Annotated in this window: 18 protein-coding genes; 11 read left to right on the top strand and 7 right to left on the bottom strand. The window is 58.9% G+C overall.

All coding sequences use genetic code 11. The features are described 5' to 3' along the window. On the top strand, positions 1-731 hold a 731-nt coding region (locus RDL77_RS19805; protein WP_288194422.1), incomplete at its 5' end, for an MlrC C-terminal domain-containing protein. Between the two features lie 18 nt (positions 732-749). On the opposite strand, the gene RDL77_RS19810 is transcribed toward RDL77_RS19805, so the two are convergent. Next, positions 750-1217, bottom strand: coding sequence for a MarR family winged helix-turn-helix transcriptional regulator (locus RDL77_RS19810; RefSeq protein WP_223614627.1), 468 nt, complete (start codon positions 1215-1217; stop codon positions 750-752). 74 nt (positions 1218-1291) lie between these two features. Here RDL77_RS19810 and hmgA point away from each other — a divergent pair, with 74 nt between their 5' ends. From hmgA to mazF, 5 genes are all read left to right on the top strand, one after another. Next, a complete protein-coding gene (gene hmgA / locus RDL77_RS19815) occupies positions 1292-2608 on the top strand; it encodes a homogentisate 1,2-dioxygenase (RefSeq protein WP_223614626.1) in 1317 nt (438 codons plus the stop codon). Then, positions 2605-3627, top strand: a complete 1023-nt coding sequence (locus RDL77_RS19820; protein ID WP_288194424.1) for a fumarylacetoacetate hydrolase family protein — start codon at positions 2605-2607, stop codon at positions 3625-3627. The genes hmgA and RDL77_RS19820 overlap by 4 nt, the downstream gene beginning before the upstream one ends. Further along, positions 3627-4271: a maleylacetoacetate isomerase gene (maiA, locus tag RDL77_RS19825; RefSeq protein ID WP_288194425.1), complete on the top strand. Its 645-nt coding sequence runs from the start codon at positions 3627-3629 to the stop codon at positions 4269-4271. Before RDL77_RS19820 ends, maiA begins: the two co-directional genes overlap by 1 nt. 64 nt (positions 4272-4335) lie before the next feature. Further along, positions 4336-4578 (top strand): AbrB/MazE/SpoVT family DNA-binding domain-containing protein, encoded by a 243-nt coding sequence (locus tag RDL77_RS19830; protein WP_223614623.1) that lies wholly within the window; start codon positions 4336-4338, stop codon positions 4576-4578. Beyond that, positions 4578-4913: an endoribonuclease MazF gene (gene mazF, locus RDL77_RS19835; RefSeq protein ID WP_288194426.1), complete on the top strand. Its 336-nt coding sequence runs from the start codon at positions 4578-4580 to the stop codon at positions 4911-4913. The genes RDL77_RS19830 and mazF overlap by 1 nt, the downstream gene beginning before the upstream one ends. A 9-nt stretch (positions 4914-4922) precedes the next feature. On the opposite strand, the gene RDL77_RS19840 is transcribed toward mazF, so the two are convergent. From RDL77_RS19840 to hppD, 3 genes are read right to left on the bottom strand one after another with little or no spacing between them, the layout of a single operon-like run. Next, positions 4923-5666, bottom strand: coding sequence for a nucleotidyl transferase AbiEii/AbiGii toxin family protein (locus RDL77_RS19840; protein ID WP_288194427.1), 744 nt, complete (start codon positions 5664-5666; stop codon positions 4923-4925). 35 nt (positions 5667-5701) lie between these two features. Then, complete coding sequence (locus tag RDL77_RS19845) at positions 5702-5926, bottom strand: hypothetical protein (RefSeq protein WP_288194428.1); 225 nt, start codon at positions 5924-5926, stop codon at positions 5702-5704. A 55-nt stretch (positions 5927-5981) separates the two neighbouring features. After that, the gene (hppD, locus tag RDL77_RS19850) at positions 5982-7094 is read right to left on the bottom strand and encodes a 4-hydroxyphenylpyruvate dioxygenase (RefSeq protein ID WP_223614619.1); all 1113 of its coding nucleotides are present in this window, start codon (positions 7092-7094) and stop codon (positions 5982-5984) included. A 121-nt stretch (positions 7095-7215) separates the two neighbouring features. Between hppD and RDL77_RS19855 the strand changes: the two genes are divergently transcribed. The 3 genes from RDL77_RS19855 (at position 7216) to RDL77_RS19865 (ending at position 8287) form a co-directional block, all read left to right on the top strand. After that, positions 7216-7677: an Lrp/AsnC family transcriptional regulator gene (locus tag RDL77_RS19855; RefSeq protein WP_105733708.1), complete on the top strand. Its 462-nt coding sequence runs from the start codon at positions 7216-7218 to the stop codon at positions 7675-7677. Between the two features lie 93 nt (positions 7678-7770). Continuing rightward, on the top strand, positions 7771-8016 hold the full coding sequence (locus RDL77_RS19860) for a type II toxin-antitoxin system Phd/YefM family antitoxin (protein ID WP_223614618.1): 246 nt from the start codon (positions 7771-7773) through the stop codon (positions 8014-8016). After that, positions 8006-8287, top strand: a complete 282-nt coding sequence (locus RDL77_RS19865) for a type II toxin-antitoxin system RelE/ParE family toxin (protein WP_288194429.1) — start codon at positions 8006-8008, stop codon at positions 8285-8287. Before RDL77_RS19860 ends, RDL77_RS19865 begins: the two co-directional genes overlap by 11 nt. 7 nt (positions 8288-8294) lie before the next feature. Here the strand turns inward: RDL77_RS19865 and pdeM are convergent, their stop codons facing one another. Both pdeM and RDL77_RS19875 read right to left on the bottom strand, forming a co-directional pair. After that, positions 8295-8981, bottom strand: a complete 687-nt coding sequence (gene pdeM / locus RDL77_RS19870; RefSeq protein WP_288194443.1) for a ligase-associated DNA damage response endonuclease PdeM — start codon at positions 8979-8981, stop codon at positions 8295-8297. A 26-nt stretch (positions 8982-9007) separates the two neighbouring features. Further along, the gene (locus RDL77_RS19875; protein ID WP_288194430.1) at positions 9008-11527 is read right to left on the bottom strand and encodes a ligase-associated DNA damage response DEXH box helicase; all 2520 of its coding nucleotides are present in this window, start codon (positions 11525-11527) and stop codon (positions 9008-9010) included. Positions 11528-11641: 114 nt separating this feature from the next. Between RDL77_RS19875 and RDL77_RS19880 the strand changes: the two genes are divergently transcribed. Both RDL77_RS19880 and RDL77_RS19885 read left to right on the top strand, forming a co-directional pair. After that, on the top strand, positions 11642-12658 hold the full coding sequence (locus tag RDL77_RS19880) for a ligase-associated DNA damage response exonuclease (RefSeq protein WP_288194431.1): 1017 nt from the start codon (positions 11642-11644) through the stop codon (positions 12656-12658). Continuing rightward, positions 12658-14283, top strand: a complete 1626-nt coding sequence (locus RDL77_RS19885) for a cisplatin damage response ATP-dependent DNA ligase (protein WP_288194432.1) — start codon at positions 12658-12660, stop codon at positions 14281-14283. The genes RDL77_RS19880 and RDL77_RS19885 overlap by 1 nt, the downstream gene beginning before the upstream one ends. Positions 14284-14333: 50 nt before the next feature. Here RDL77_RS19885 and RDL77_RS19890 read toward each other — a convergent pair whose 3' ends face one another. Further along, the gene (locus tag RDL77_RS19890; RefSeq protein WP_223614614.1) at positions 14334-15131 is read right to left on the bottom strand and encodes a DUF1295 domain-containing protein; all 798 of its coding nucleotides are present in this window, start codon (positions 15129-15131) and stop codon (positions 14334-14336) included. Positions 15132-15688: the final 557 nt, after the last annotated feature.

The following is a 15688-nucleotide window of genomic DNA, read 5'->3' on the forward strand; positions in this document are numbered from 1 at the left end:
TCACCGATAATGATGCCCCGCGTGGCGAGGCATTGGCCGAATCCCTCGGCATGGAAATTTTCGGCATGCGCGGCCGCACCGCCATGCCGATGCTCGATACGGAAGCCGGGCTCGATAAAGCTGTGGCTCTGGCTGCGCAGAAGAGCGGAAAGCCGGTGGTTGTCGCCGATGTCTGGGACAATCCGGGCGGCGGTGTTGCCGGTGATGGCACGCTGATCCTGCGCCGCATTATCGAGCGCGGCATCGATAACGTGGCGGTGGCAACGATCTGGGATCCGATTGCCGTCACGTTCTGTCTCGCTGCGGGCGAGGGCGCACGGATTCAGCTGCGCTTCGGCGGCAAGGCGGGGCCGGATGGCGGTGCACCGCTGGATGCCCGGGTGGAAGTCGTGAAGGCCGTGCAGGAAGGCTGGCAGAGTTTTGGCAAAAGCCGGGTCACCCTTGGACCGGCCGCCGTCATTCGTCTCGAAGGCACGGATATCGAGGTCATCCTCAATACCAATCGCACCCAGACATTCGAGCCGGACATTTTTTCCAATCTTGGCATCGAACCCGCTGCCAAGGACATCCTGCTGGTCAAGTCGACCAACCATTTCCATGCGGGTTTCGAGCCGGTCGCAGCCGAGATCATCTATATCGATGCGGGCGCGCCCTATCCGTCGAACCCGAAGAAGACCGACTACCGGAAATTGTCCCGCGAAATCTGGCCGCGGGTCGACATGCCGTTCTGACCGGCCTGCAACCTGCTGCTACCGGCCCTGCCGGTAGTAGGCTTCCAGCGCCGCCAATCCCGCCTTCAGTTCTTTGGCACCGCGTTCGCCGAGCCTAGCAAACAGCTCGGTCTCATAGTCGTGCGCCATCGTCGCCAGATGCTGATACGCCTTGCGTCCCGCCTGCGTCAGTTCCAGATGTTCCGTGCGACGGTCGGCGTCATCGCGCTTGCGCTTGAGCCAATGGCGCTGCTCCAGTGAAAACACCGCCCGGCTGACCTTGGTCTTGTGCATGGATGAATGTGCACCAATGGCCGTTGCCGACAGCGCCCCGAACTGGCCGAGTGTCGCCAGCGTGCGCCATTCCGGCCGCGTCAGGCCATATTCATCGCGGTACTGGCTGGCAAAGCGCTGGCTGATCGCCTCTGCCGCCTTGTTCAGCCGGTAGGGAATAAAATCCTCCAGCACCAGCGGCGGCATCGCCGCCTCATTCTGTTTCCCGGTCATTTGATCTCCTTTGCCGTTGATAGTTACAAAAAAGATCGTCACAAATGCAACTAAATAGATCGGGAGGATTGATCATGACCCTTCACTACATGCCGGGCTTCGGCAATGACTTTGAAACCGAATCGCTCCCCGGCGCGCTGCCGCAGGGGCAGAACTCGCCGCAGCGCTGTGCCTATGGTCTCTACGCGGAACAGCTGTCCGGCTCGCCCTTCACCGCGCCGCGCGGCATCAATGAACGCTCCTGGCTGTACCGCATTCGACCGTCGGTCAAACATTCGGGACGTTTCACGCCCGCGTCGCGCAAGGACTGGAAGACCGCACCCAATCTCGACGATCACGAGCTGCCCATCGGCCAGCTGCGCTGGAACCCGACACCCATGCCGCAGGAGCCGGTGAATTTCATCGACGGCATCCGCACCATGACCACGGCAGGCGACGTGCACGGCCAGACCGGCATGGCCGCCCATGTCTATGCGTTCAACCGCGACATGGAGGATGACTACTTCTTCAATGCCGATGGCGAAATGCTGCTGGTACCGGAAAAGGGCCGCCTGCGGGTATTCACCGAGATGGGCATCATCGAGATCGAGCCCTCGGAAATCTGCATCATCCCGCGCGGCATGGTGTTCAAGGTTGCTGCCCTTGACGGCGAAGCCCGCGGCTATATCTGCGAAAACTACGGTGCGAAATTCGCGCTGCCGGATCGCGGACCGATCGGCGCCAATTGCCTCGCCAACCCGCGCGATTTCAAGACGCCGGTTGCCGCCTATGAGGACAAGGAAACCCCGTGCCGCCTGCATGTGAAATGGTGCGGCAAGTTCTATCGGACGGATCTCGGCCATTCCCCGCTCGACGTGGTGGCATGGCATGGCAATTACGCGCCGTATAAGTACGACCTGCGCACCTTTTCGCCGGTGGGCGCCATCCTCTTCGACCATCCCGATCCATCGATCTTCACGGTACTGACCGCGCCATCCGGCGAGGAAGGCACCGCCAATGTGGATTTCGTCATTTTCCCGCCGCGCTGGCTGGTTGCCGAACACAGCTTCCGCCCGCCATGGTACCATCGCAACATCATGTCGGAATTCATGGGATTGGTTTATGGTCAGTACGACGCCAAGGAGGAGGGTTTCGTTCCCGGAGGCATGAGCCTGCACAACATGATGCTGCCGCACGGGCCGGATACAATGGGCTTCAACAAGGCATCGACCGTGGAACTGAAGCCGCACAAGCTGGAAAATACCCTGGCCTTCATGTTCGAAACCCGTTTCCCGCAGCATCTCACGCGGTTTGCGGCGGAACTGGACTCGCTGCAGGACAATTATGCCGATTGCTGGACGGACCTGAAGAAGCGGTTCAACGGCACACCCGAAGGAGATTGGTCCGAATGAAACTTGCATCTTTGAACAATGGAACGCGGGACGGCAGGCTCGTCATCGTATCCAGGGACTTGACCCGTTTCACCGATGCGTCGTTTCTCACACCCACCCTGCAATCCGCACTCGACAACTGGGGGCGCATTGCGCCGCATCTGGAAGCGCTGGCAGAAAGTCTCGACCATGGGGCTGTCCCTTCCGAGCGCTTTCACGAACATGAGGCGCTGTCACCATTGCCACGCGCCTTTCAATGGGCGGATGGATCGGCCTACGTCAACCATGTCGAGCTGGTACGCAAGGCCCGCGGGGCGGAGATGCCCGAGAGCTTCTGGACCGATCCGCTGATCTATCAGGGGGGCTCCGACAGTTTTCTCAGCCCCCGCGCGCCGATCGTCATGGCCGACGAAGCCTATGGCATCGACATGGAAGGCGAAGTGGCCGTCGCCGTCGACGATGTGCCTATGGGTGCGACGCCCGATCAGGCGCGCAATGCGATCCGTCTCATCATGCTGGTCAACGATGTCAGCCTGCGCGGGCTGATCCCGGCGGAACTCGCCAAGGGTTTCGGTTTCTTCCAGTCGAAACCGTCTTCGGCTTTCTCGCCGGTTGCGGTCACGCCGGATGAATTGGGCGAGGCGTGGGACGGCGGCAAGGTGCATCTGCCGCTCAGTGTCGACTACAATGGCAAGCCGTTCGGCCGGGCCAATGCAGGCCTCGATATGACCTTCGATTTCCCGGTTCTGATTGCCCACGCGGCCAAAACCCGCCCGCTGTCGGCGGGTACGATCATCGGTTCCGGCACCGTTTCCAACAAGCTGGATGGCGGACCGGGCAAACCCGTCGCGGAGGGCGGGGCGGGTTATTCCTGCATCGCGGAAATCCGCATGATCGAGACGATCAATCACGGCGCCCCGAAGACGGCATTCATGCAGTTTGGCGACACGGTGCGCATTGAAATGAAAGACAATGCCGGCCATTCCGTTTTCGGCGCCATCGAGCAGCAGGTGACACGCTATCAAACGGACGCCGAGTGATGAACGGGCTCGTCCTCTTTGATTATTGGCGCTCGTCGGCAAGCTACCGGGTGCGGATTGCCCTGCAAAGCCTCAAGCTGAACTATGAAACCGTTCCGGTTAATCTGCTGAAGGGCGAGCACAAACAACCGGACAATCTGAGCCGCAACCCGCAAGGCCTCGTTCCGACGCTGGCCATGGACGGCAGGATGATGACACAGTCTCTGGCCATCATCGAATATCTCGATGAGATTTACCCAGATGCAGCGTTTCTGCCCCCCGATCCAGCGGGCAGGCAACGCGTGCGGGCGCTGTCCTATGCCATTGCCATGGATATTCACCCGGTCTGCAATATGGGTGTGACCGCGCATGTCATGGATATCACCGGGGGCGGCGATGCCGCGCGCGGCGCCTGGATGCAGAAGTTCATCGCGCAAGGACTGGAAGCCTTCGAACGGCTCCTCGACAATCCGGATACCGGCAAGTTCTGCCATGGCGACAAGCCGGGCATGGCCGATTTCTGTCTTGTGCCGCAGGTCTACAATGCCCGCCGCTGGGGCGCTGATATCTCAGGGTTGAAACGGGTCAATGCCATCTCCAGTCGTTGCGAAAAACTCAAGGCCTTCGTGGCAGCACATCCCGATAAAGCCAAACCTGACGTATAGACATTGTTGACACATCAAGTGGAACTCGTCATTGTATCGACAATGATGATACAAGGAGTTGACTATGCGTGTGACCGTGAAGAAATGGGGGAACAGTGCTTCGGTGCGCATCCCGGCCGCTGTCATGGTTGCGGCGCGGCTGCAACTCGACACGGTGGTTGATGTGCGTGAAGAAGATGGCCTGATCATCATCGAGCCGGTCCGTCAGGCCGAATATGACCTGGATCAGCTGATCGAGGGCGTCACATCCGAGAACATGCATTCCGAGGCCGACTTTGGCACTGCCGTCGGCAAGGAATCCTTTTGATGCCGACCTACGTACCCGATGCCGGTGACATCGTGTGGCTGCATTTCAATCCCCAGGCTGGTCATGAACAGGCCGGACATCGTCCCGCCGTCGTGCTCAGCCCTGCCAGTTATAATGGCAAGACCGGCCTCATGCTGTGCTGCCCCATGACCACGCAGATCAAGGGGTATCCGTTCGAAGTGCTGATCGCAGGTGATCGACCAGGCGTAGTCCTAGCCGATCAGGTCAAGAGTCTCGACTGGCGAGTTCGGCGCGCAATGCACAAGGGCAGCGTGTCGGCAGCAGAACTTGCCGAAATCCGCAGCAAGGTCGCCGCGCTGATCGGCAAGCGTTAGAGACAACGCCTATTCGGCTTCTACACGGCCTTCCGGCCAGATGCGAGCGACGTCGATTTTCAGAGCGGCGATCCCCTCAAAAGCATCCTCTATGCTCATGTTCAGAACATCAGCGGCATGGCGAAGTTCATTGTCATCCTGGAGCCGGTTTACAACCCATCCAAGTTTGCGTTCGATGTCCTGACCATAGGCCTTTGTGGTCTTTTGGACTGCTGCATCAGGAATGGAACCATAGCCTCTGACCAACATTCCAAAATCAATCGCATCACGGTATGCAATCGACCGGTCGTGGCAGCGATCCGCGTTCGCCAAAAGCTTTTCAGCGAACATGTCCGCGACAACAAGAGCGGGAACACCGAGCTGCTCATCGATATGCCCCTGCACATCGATGCGCGCTTCGCGGATAATCTCAAATTTTATGGTCTGGCCATGCAACAGCAAAGCAGTCCGCAAACCATATTGATCAATCTTGAAGGTGCGCAGGGATTCAACCGGTTCCGGGAAAAACGCACGAATTCCCTTCTCCACTGCCGCTGAACGCAGTTCACGGTATCCATCCGCATCGGAGCAGAGAAAATCAACGTCCAGGGATTGCCGGTATTCGCCAAGCTTGAGAACGATTGCCGTATCACCACCAAACCAGCAATGATTGGCAGACAGAAACGCATGATCCATCAGCCCAAGCGCTTCAACGATGACGCGATGTTCCTGCCTCTTGGATTCCTGCATGACTTTCCGATCACGTTTTTCCATCCTACACTATGCAGGAACCACTATGGATGGAAAAGTCAGGAAATCAGCAATACACCATTACCGAAAACCCGCGTCAGCTCCCGAATGAGTTTGGCTTCACGGGTGGTCAGGTGCTCGGCATCGACAAAGCGCCAATTGCGCTCGTAGAGCTCAAACGCTTCTTCCGCTGGAATTGGACGCGCAGCATACCTGTTCCACGCGAGCAGTTTCAGCTCGGGGAAATCAGCGGGAATAATAGGGGCTACAAAAACTGCAGTCATCATGCACTCAATATAATGCACAACCAACCCGATTTATAGCCCGCTCCGTTGTACCTTATTCCGCAGCAGCCACCTTGATCACGCCACGGCGGATCTGGTCTTCTTCGATCGACTCGAACAGAGCGCGGAAATTGCCCTCGCCAAAGCCTTCATCGCCCTTGCGCTGGATGAATTCGAAGAAGATCGGGCCGATCACGGTCTTGGAGAAAATCTGCAGCAGGATTTTTGTCATGCCGCCATCGATCACGCCTTCGCCGTCGATGAGAATGCCATGCTTCTTCATCCGGTCGATCGGTTCATCGTGGCCATGCACGCGCTCATGCGACATGTCGTAATAGGTCTCCGGCGGGCCCGGCATGAACTTGAGGCCATTGGCGTCGAGCTTGTCCGTCGCGTCATAAATGGCTTCCGTACCGACAGCGATGTGCTGGATGCCTTCGCCCTTGTACTTGCGCAGATATTCCTCGATCTGGCTCTTGTCGTCCGTCGATTCATTCAACGGAATGCGGATCTTGCCGCAGGGGGAGGTGATGGCGCGGGAAACGAGGCCCGTCAGCTTGCCGGCGATGTCGAAGAAGTGAATCTGCTTGAAGCCAAACAGCTCCCGGTAGAACGCCCACCACTTGTCCATATTGCCGCGATAGACGTTATGGGTCAGGTGATCGAGATAATAGAAACCGACACCTTCCGGCTTCGGGTCGCGTTCGCCCAGCCACTCGAACTCGTCCTCATAGACCGAGCCTTTCTCGCCATATTTTTCGATGAAATAGAGCATCGAACCGCCGATACCGACAATGGCGGGAACATCGATGGTCTTGTCATCGCCGGTATAGGGTGTCGCACCCTTGGCAACCGCATGATCGAAGGCATGCTTGGCATCGACCACGCGCCAGGCCATGGATGGCGCACACGGGCCATGCTCACCGACGAATTTCGCCGCATGGGAATTGGGTTCGGCATTGAGGATGTAATTGATGTCGCCCTGACGCCACAACGTTATGTTCTTGGTGCGATGCCGGGCAACGGGCTTGTAGCCCATGCGGGTGAAGAGCTCTTCCAGCTTTTCCGGCTCCGGATGCGAGAACTCGACAAACTCGAAACCATCCGTCCCGGCTGGATTTTCCTTGCTGATCGTAGCGACCGGTGCGTCGTGCGGAAATGGGCCCATGGCATCCTCCTCTAAATTATCCGCATTATCGCGCAAATGGCATGCAAAGTGTTTGCATTTCAGCGCTCCGCGGAGGCATAATGCGCACATTTCGTGCATATAACCATCAAGGAGAGCATGAGTGGAGCAACTTGACGCGTTTGACCGCAAAATATTGTCTTCTTTGCAGGAGGATGGACGACTCACGAACAACGAGCTTTCCGAGCGGATCAACCTGTCCGCCTCGCAATGCTCGCGCCGCCGCTCCCGGCTGGAGGAGGAGGGATTCATTCGCGGCTACAGGGCGGAAATCGATCGCGAAAAACTGGGTCTTGGCATCGTCAACATCATCTCTGTCACACTTGCCACCCATAACAGGGACAACGCCCGCCGCTTTTCCGACCTCATTTCAAAGTTGCCGGAAGTCATGGAAGCCCATGCACTGACGGGAGAGATGGATTATTTCATCAAGGTGGTCACACCAGATTTGCGGGCGCTCTCGGCCTTCGTCAACGACGTGCTGCTGCCGCATGAGTCCGTACAGAACGTCAAGACCGCCATCGTGCTGGACACATTGAAGGAGGATGGCAGGCTGCCGATTTGATACCAGTGCTGCAATCCTCATTTTGAGATTGATAAATAGGGTTGAATATTATATCAATATGAGTACCATATTTCATACACAATGGAGTTTGCCATGCAGCGTGTCGAAGCCTCTGTGGCGGTGACGGTATCGGACCTGAAAAAAAGTCCAACCGCCATCATGAATGAGGCACAGGGCGAAGCCGTCGCCGTCCTCAATCATAATCGCGTCATGGCCTATATGGTCCCGGCTGATGTTTACGAAGCCATGCTTGATCGGCTGGACGATATCCATCTGGCCGAGATCATCAAATCCCGTTCGGATGAGAAGGGCGTTCCGGTCGATATCGATGACCTTTAAGCTCGAATTTCTCCCCTCTGCGCGCAAGGAATGGGATAGGTTGGGAGCAACCATACGCCAGCAACTGGTCAAGAAGCTGAGAGAACGCCTGGAGCTTCCTCGTATAGCCAGCGCCGCCCTGCATGTCATGCCCGATCATTACAAGATCAAGCTTCGACAAGCGGGATACCGGCTGGTTTATCGTGTAGATGACGAAACCATCACCGTGCTCGTTGTTGCCGTCGGGAAACGGGAACGCGGCGAAGTCTATGAACGCGCCAGAAAGCGCTAGAGCCATTTCAAGGATACAGCGTCTTGCGCAGCATGGGGTAAACCCTGGCATGGCCGAGCATATAGGCCTTAAGGCTATTGCTGTCGAACAGGCCATGAAAGGCCCGGCCAAGAATATTGAGCCCGCCGGTATAGGCACCGAACGCCGGCATGATCATGCGGGTGTGGTCGGTGACGAAGCAGCGCCGCTGTACCGACTGGCCGCGCCTTACCACCTTGGCGGCCGGATGCAGATGCCCGGCGATTTCACCCCGCGATGCGGTTTTTGAAGGTTCGTGGCGCAACACCAGCGCCCCGAAAGCCAGTTCCGTATAGGTCTCGCCGGGAAGATCAGCCGGACGCTCCGGATCGTGATTGCCCGTGATCCAGATCCAGTCGCGGCCATGCATCAATGTCGCCAGTTGCTCGGCATAGATGGCGGGCAGGCGCGCGGCGGCATCGCCATCGTGAAAACTGTCGCCAAGGCTGATGACACAGGCGGGTTGATAGCGGGCAATGCTTGCCGCCAGTGCCTTCAATGTGGAGGCGGTATCATAGGGCGGCAGCATCATGCCGCGCCGGGCGAAGGACGAGCCCTTTTCGAAATGCAGGTCCGAGACGATCAGGATGCGATCGGCCTCCAGATAAAGCGCACCGGACGGGTCACATATGGCTGCATGGCCGGCAATATCGGTCTCGACCGCGCCGTGCAGCATTGTCCGTGTCGTGTGAACCGCCAGATTCATGTCCGTTCCATCATCTCGCGGGTCAGTTCGTCGGCAATCTCTTCAAGCAGCGTTTCGTGGGCTTCGCCCGGAACACGCTCCTTGCCGATTTCCATCATCACGGGAACGGCGAGCGGCGATATCCGGTCGAGCTCCTTGTGGATGATGTGACCCTTGATTCGTGCCAGCATATCGGCAAGGCGGCGAATGTCGAGAAGCCCGGTGGCGGCATCGGCCCGCGTGGCCTGGATGAGAATGTGGTCGGGTTCATGCGTGCGCAGGACGTCATAGATGAGGTCTGTGGAGACGGTCACCTGCCGTCCGGTTTTTTCCTGCCCCGGATGCCGCTTCTCGACAAGGCCGGAGATCAGCGCGCAATTGCGGAACGTGCGCTTCAGCATCCAGCTTTCCGACAGCCATGCTTCGAGATCATCGCCCAGCATATCCTCGTCGAAAAATTCGGAAAGCGGCAGTTCATCCTTCCGGAACATACGGCCCATATCGCGCAGGCCCCAGATCGACAGCGCGTAATCCGTGGCGACAAAGCCGAGGGGCCGCGCCTTGGCCCGCTCCAGCCGCCGCGTCAGCAGCATGCCAAGGGTCTGATGCGCCAGCCGCCCTTCAAAGGGATAGATCACCATGTAATAGCGTTCACCGCGCGGGAAGGTTTCGACCAGCAGGCTGCCGGGATCAGGCAGCACCGATTTCTCCTTCTGGATTCTCAGCCAGTCGCTGACCTGATCGGGCAGCGCACCCCAGCGATCCGGATCGGCCAGCATGGAGCGCACCTGATCGGCGAGATAGGTGGTCAGCGGGAATTTTCCGCCGGCATAGGCGGGGATTTTGGCGTCGAACCCTTCCGCATTGGAAACAAGGCATTCGTTCTCGCGAATGCCTTCAAAACGCAGCACGCGCCCGGAGAAGAAGAACGTATCGCCCGGCGACAGGGCTTCGAGAAACGACTCTTCCACCTTGCCGAGCACCGGGCCGCCGCGCGCATTGCCCCCCTTGCCGCGCTGGCGGGTGAGCCGCACATTGAGGCTGGGCGCCTCGATAATAGTGCCGACATTCAGCCGGTATTGCTGGGCAATGCGCGGATGCGTCACGCGCCAGGAACCATCGGCGGTCTGACGGATTTTGGCGAAGCGTTCATAGCTTTTCAGGGCATAACCGCCGGTGGCGACGAAATCGACGATCCGGTGAAACGTTTCACGCGGCAAGCCCGCATAGGGCAGCGCCGTCTTAATCTCCTCGAGAAGCGCATCCGCATGAAACGGTTCAGCGCAGGCCATGCCGAGAACGTGCTGGGCCAGCACATCCAGCGAACCCTCGCCGAGCGGCGGCGTATCCTGGGCACCGAGATAATTGGCATCGAGCGCCGCTTGGCATTCCATCACCTCGAACCGGTTGGCCGGAACCAGGATGGCGCGCGAAGGCTCGTCCATGCGGTGGTTGGAACGGCCGATGCGCTGCGCCAGCCGGCTCGCCCCCTTCGGCGCACCCACATGGATGACAAGATCGACATCGCCCCAGTCGATGCCTAGATCAAGCGTCGATGTGGCAACGACCGCGCGCAGGGCATTGCTGGCCATCGCCTGCTCGACCTTGCGCCGCTTGCTGACATCCAGCGAGCCGTGATGCAGCGCAATCGGCAGATTGTCATCATTGGCCATCCACAGATCGTGGAACAGGCGCTCCGCCTGACTGCGGGTATTGACGAAAATGAGCGTGGTCTGGTGGCGTTTGATCGCCTCGTAAATGCCCGGCAGGGCATAAACGGCTGAATGACCGGCCCAGGGAATACGGTCGGATGTTTCGAGAATGGTGATATGCGGTTTGGCACCGCCTTCGACCTTCACAAGGCTGGCCATGGGCCTGCCTTCCAATTGCGGCAGCAACCAGCGCCGCAGGGCATCCGGATCGGCAACGGTTGCGGAAAGCCCGATGGTCTGCACGCCGGGCTGCAACTTGCGCAACCGCGCCAGTCCCAGCGACAGGAGGTGCCCGCGTTTGGATGTCACCAGCGAATGCAACTCATCGAAGATGACATAACGCAAATCCGAAAAGAACCGTCCGGCATCCCTGTTGGCGATCAAAAGGGCGAGCTGCTCCGGCGTGGTCAGGAGAATATCGGGGGGAATAAGCTTCTGGCGTTGCCGCTTGTGTGCGGGTGTATCTCCGGTGCGAGTTTCAATGGTGATGTCGAGCCCGATTTCCTCGATGGGTCTGGCAAGATTGCGTTCGATGTCAACGGCCAGCGCCTTGAGCGGCGAGATATAGAGCGTGTGAACGCCGCGGCTGGCATTGTTGCTCTTGCCGCGTGTGGCCAGATCGACAAGCGCCGGTAAAAAACCCGCCAGTGTCTTGCCAGCACCTGTCGGTGCGATGAGCAAGGCCGAACAGCCCTGTTGCGCTTGCTCGAGCAATTCCAGCTGATGCGCGCGGGGCGCCCATCCCTTGGCCTGAAACCAGTCCAGGAAAGGTTTTGGCAGGAGAGAACTGCCTTCGATAAAAAGGGGCTTTGTCTTGGTGCTCACAAGAGCGAATGTAATGGTGTGCAAGGAAAGCGCCAAGTTTTCTTTCGCGGTTTTTGGCATTTGAGTGGAGCCGAACGCTGCCTATCTTCGTTGGTGCAGAAAGGTGGAAGAACAATGCTGACCCGTCCGGAGGCACTTTTGCGATCAACGCCAGCGGGTCTCTATTCCCCGGCGGGGGATTTCCATATCGATCCCGTCAGCCCGGTGGAGCGCGCCCTGATCACCCATGGCCATGCCGATCATGCGAGACCCGGCCACCAGCACGTCATGGCAACCCAGCAGACACTCGATATCATGGGGATACGCTATGGCGACAATTTTGCCGGAACGACGCAGGCGGCGGAGCTTGGAACCGTCAGCGACATCAATGGCGTCAAGGTCAGCTTTCACCCGGCGGGTCACGTTCTGGGATCGGCACAGATTGCCGTCGAGAAGGATGGCATGCGCATCGTCTGTTCGGGTGACTACAAGCGGGCGGCGGATCCCACCTGCATCGGGTTTGAACCCGTTCCCTGCGACGTGTTCATAACCGAGGCGACCTTCGCCCTGCCGGTGTTCCGGCATCCCGATGCCAGGGACGAAATTGCCAAACTGATAAAGTCCATCGCGCAATTTCCCGAGCGCTCGCATCTTGTCGGCGCCTATGCGCTGGGCAAGGCGCAGCGGGTCATCCGCATGCTGCGCGATGCCGGCTATGACAGGACGATCTACATCCACGGCGCACTGACAAAACTCTGCGACTATTACCAGTCGCAGGGCATCGATCTTGGCCCCCTGTCCCCGGCGACGTTGGAAACAGGTGCGCCACAGGATTTTGCCGGCAGTGTCGTTGTCGGACCGCCTTCCTCCTTTCAGGACCGCTGGGCCCGGCGCTTCCCCGATCCTGTTTCATGCTTTGCCTCGGGCTGGATGCGCATCCGCCAGCGCGCGCGCCAGCAGGGCGTGGAACTGCCGATCATCCTGTCCGATCACTGCGATTGGGATGAGCTGACCGGTACGATCAGGGAACTGGCCCCATCGCAGATCTGGGTGACCCACGGCCGCGAGGAGGCGCTTGTCCGATGGTGCGATCTCAATGGGTTTGCCGCACGGCCGCTGCATCTCGTCGGCTATGAAGACGAGGGGGACTGATGCGCGAGTTCGCCGCCCTTCTCGACAGGTTGGTGCTCACGCCGCAGCGCAACGGCAAGATCAGGCTGCTCGTCGATTATTTCCGGCAGACGCCGGACCCCGACCGCGGCCTTGCCCTTGCCGCCATCACGCGCGATCTCGACATCGCCAATGTCAAACCAGCCATGCTGCGCGCGCTCGTCGCCGAGCGTATGGACGAGCAGCTTTTTGCCTATTCCTATGACTATGTCGGCGATCTCGCTGAAACGATTTCCCTGGTCTGGTCAGCCAAAGAGCCATCGCGTGTCAACGCCATTCCCACCCTTGGCGACGTCGTTGCCTCGCTCGCGCGCGCCTCGCGCAGCGACGCCATCAGGCTCGTGGAGAAATGGCTCGACCAGCTGGATGCATCGGCCCGCTACGCCCTGCTGAAACTGGTGACTGGCGGCCTGCGCATCGGCGTTTCGGCACGACTGGCCAAGCAGGCACTTGCGGATTTCGGCGCAGTGGATGTCGGCGAGATCGAGGAGCTCTGGCACGGGCTGAAGCCGCCCTATCAATCCCTGTTCGCCTGGCTGGAAGGCAAGACGGAAAAGCCTGCGAGCCTTGCCGCCGCGCCGTTTCGGCCTGTCATGCTTTCAACGCCGCTCGAAGAGCCGGATTACGCCAGGATCGTCGCGGAAGATTATGCGGCGGAGTGGAAGTGGGACGGCAGCCGCGTGCAGTTGACGGCTGAAGCCGGCCAGCGGCGCATCTATTCGCGGACGGGTGACGACATCTCCCACGCTTTTCCCGATATTGCCGATGCCATGCATTTCGCGGGAACGCTGGACGGTGAACTGCTCGTTGCCCGCAGCACGGCCGAAAGCGTCGAAATCGGTGCCTTCGGCGATCTGCAGCAGCGGCTCAACCGGAAAGCGGTCTCGGCCAGGCAGATGGAAAGCCATCCGGCATTCGTGCGGCTGTACGATCTGCTGATTGACGGCGACGAAGACATCCGGACTTTGCCTTTTGCTGAACGGAGGCAAAGGCTTGAGCGCTTTGTCTCCGATCTTGATTCCACACGTTTCGATCTGTCGCCTCTCGTGCCGTATTCCACCTTCGAAGACCTTGTCGCGCTGCGCCGGAACCCGCCGCACCCCGTTATCGAAGGGCTGATGCTGAAACAGTGGGGTTCTACCTACGTGCCCGGACGCCCGAAGGGACCGTGGTTCAAGTGGAAACGCGATCCCTTCACCATCGATGCCGTGCTTGTCTATGCCCAGCGCGGTCATGGCAAGCGATCAAGCTTCTACTCGGATTATACATTTGCCGTGTGGACCGGCCCGGAAGACGACCCGCATCTGGTGCCGGTGGGCAAGGCCTATTTCGGCTTTACCGACGAAGAGTTGAAACAGCTCGACGCCTATGTGCGCAACAACACCACCGAACGCTTCGGGCCGGTGCGTTCCGTGCGGGCGGAGCCGGGTCATGGCCTTGTGCTTGAAGTGGCCTTCGAAGGATTGAACCGGTCGAAACGGCACAAATCCGGCGTCGCCATGCGCTTTCCCCGCATCGCCCGTCTGCGCTGGGACAAACCGCCGATCGAGGCGGACAGGCTGGAAACCCTGGAAGCCCTTTTGCGCGATTCCGATGCCACCGATTGACACGATGGATATTATCCATACTTCAATAGGTTAATACCTGTTTTCTCACCTTATTCTTGAGGCGGCTTGGGAAAGAAGATGCTCGTGCGCCGTTGATAGTCCCGGAAAGCCTGGCCGCGCGAGGCGAGCATGTGCTCCTCCAGCGGCGGGACGCCGGAGACGTGGCGCAGCAGCACATACATCAGAACCGGCGCGGCAAGCGTGAGCCATCCATGCACGTAGTCGCCGTCGAAATCCGCAGCGATCAGCACATAGGCTACCCAGCCCAGCCATTCGAAGAAGTAATTCGGATGGCGTGACCAGCGCCAGAAACCCGTATCGCAGATCTTGCCGCGATTGGCCGGGTTTCGCGAAAACCGCTTGAGCTGCCAGTCCGCAATCGCTTCGCCGGCAAGCGCAGCAAGCGCCACCACGAGCCCGAGATAATCGGGAAATTCCAGCTCGACATCCGGCCGGGCGGCGGCAATGTAAACGCTGATGACAAGGAGAATGCCGGCAAAGGCCTGCGTTTGCAGAAAGAAGAACATCTGCGAATTGGCAGAGGCACCCCATTGCCTGCGCAACCGCGCGTAGCGCGGATCATCCTCGCTGTTGAGTGTGCGCAGCAGAATATGCCCGCCCAGCCGCAGCGACCATAGCGCAAGCAGGACAATCACCAGCCATTTTCGGGCCGGCGAGACCATATCGCTGGAAAACAGGATGGAAAGAATGCCGATTGCCCCGACACCGAACGACCAGAAGGCATCCGCCCAGCCGCTGTTCCCGGTCTGGCGCTGCACAAGAAAGGCACAGGCCATCACGCCGCAGAGCGCGACAGCTGCGATAGTAAGAATGACGAGAGCTGTCATGCACGTTTACCTGTTGTTCACCGGGGATGTCAGGGTCAGAACTCATTGATCTGGTTGAAATGGTATGAGGCCAGATCAATGAGTTCTGACCCTAGGCTGATGTTCAAGGGGCGGGGCACTGCAGCATACAGGATTTTCTCGATCAGCAAATCACCACCCGCTTAAGACCTATTCTTGTCCGGCTGTCCAAGGATAAAATTGGGGGTATTGCGCGGTGTGGCAACAACAATGGGCGACAATGGTCCTCGACCCTTGACCGGGCACGGGGCTGCGAGCGCTCATCGTCTGCGCGGGCACCCGCACGGTGCCGGAAAGGCTTTACTAACCAGATTTCCATTTCGGGGAAAAATATCAAAACAGACACCGTGAAACGCGCCAGAGCGGCGATTTTGGAGCAAAAAGTGACGAGAATGGGCCCGATGGTCCACATCGTGCACAATTTTTTTGACGTTTCCGTAAAATTTGCTTGCAGGCCAAACAGCCTGAAAATGCTGCTCTGTCCTGAGTTTAACTCGATTTAGGTCGTTTCGTCGACTCGCATATTTCGCATAATTCGC

It is taken from the genome of uncultured Phyllobacterium sp., assembly GCF_902479695.1.
Lineage (GTDB): Bacteria > Pseudomonadota > Alphaproteobacteria > Rhizobiales > Rhizobiaceae > Phyllobacterium > Phyllobacterium calauticae.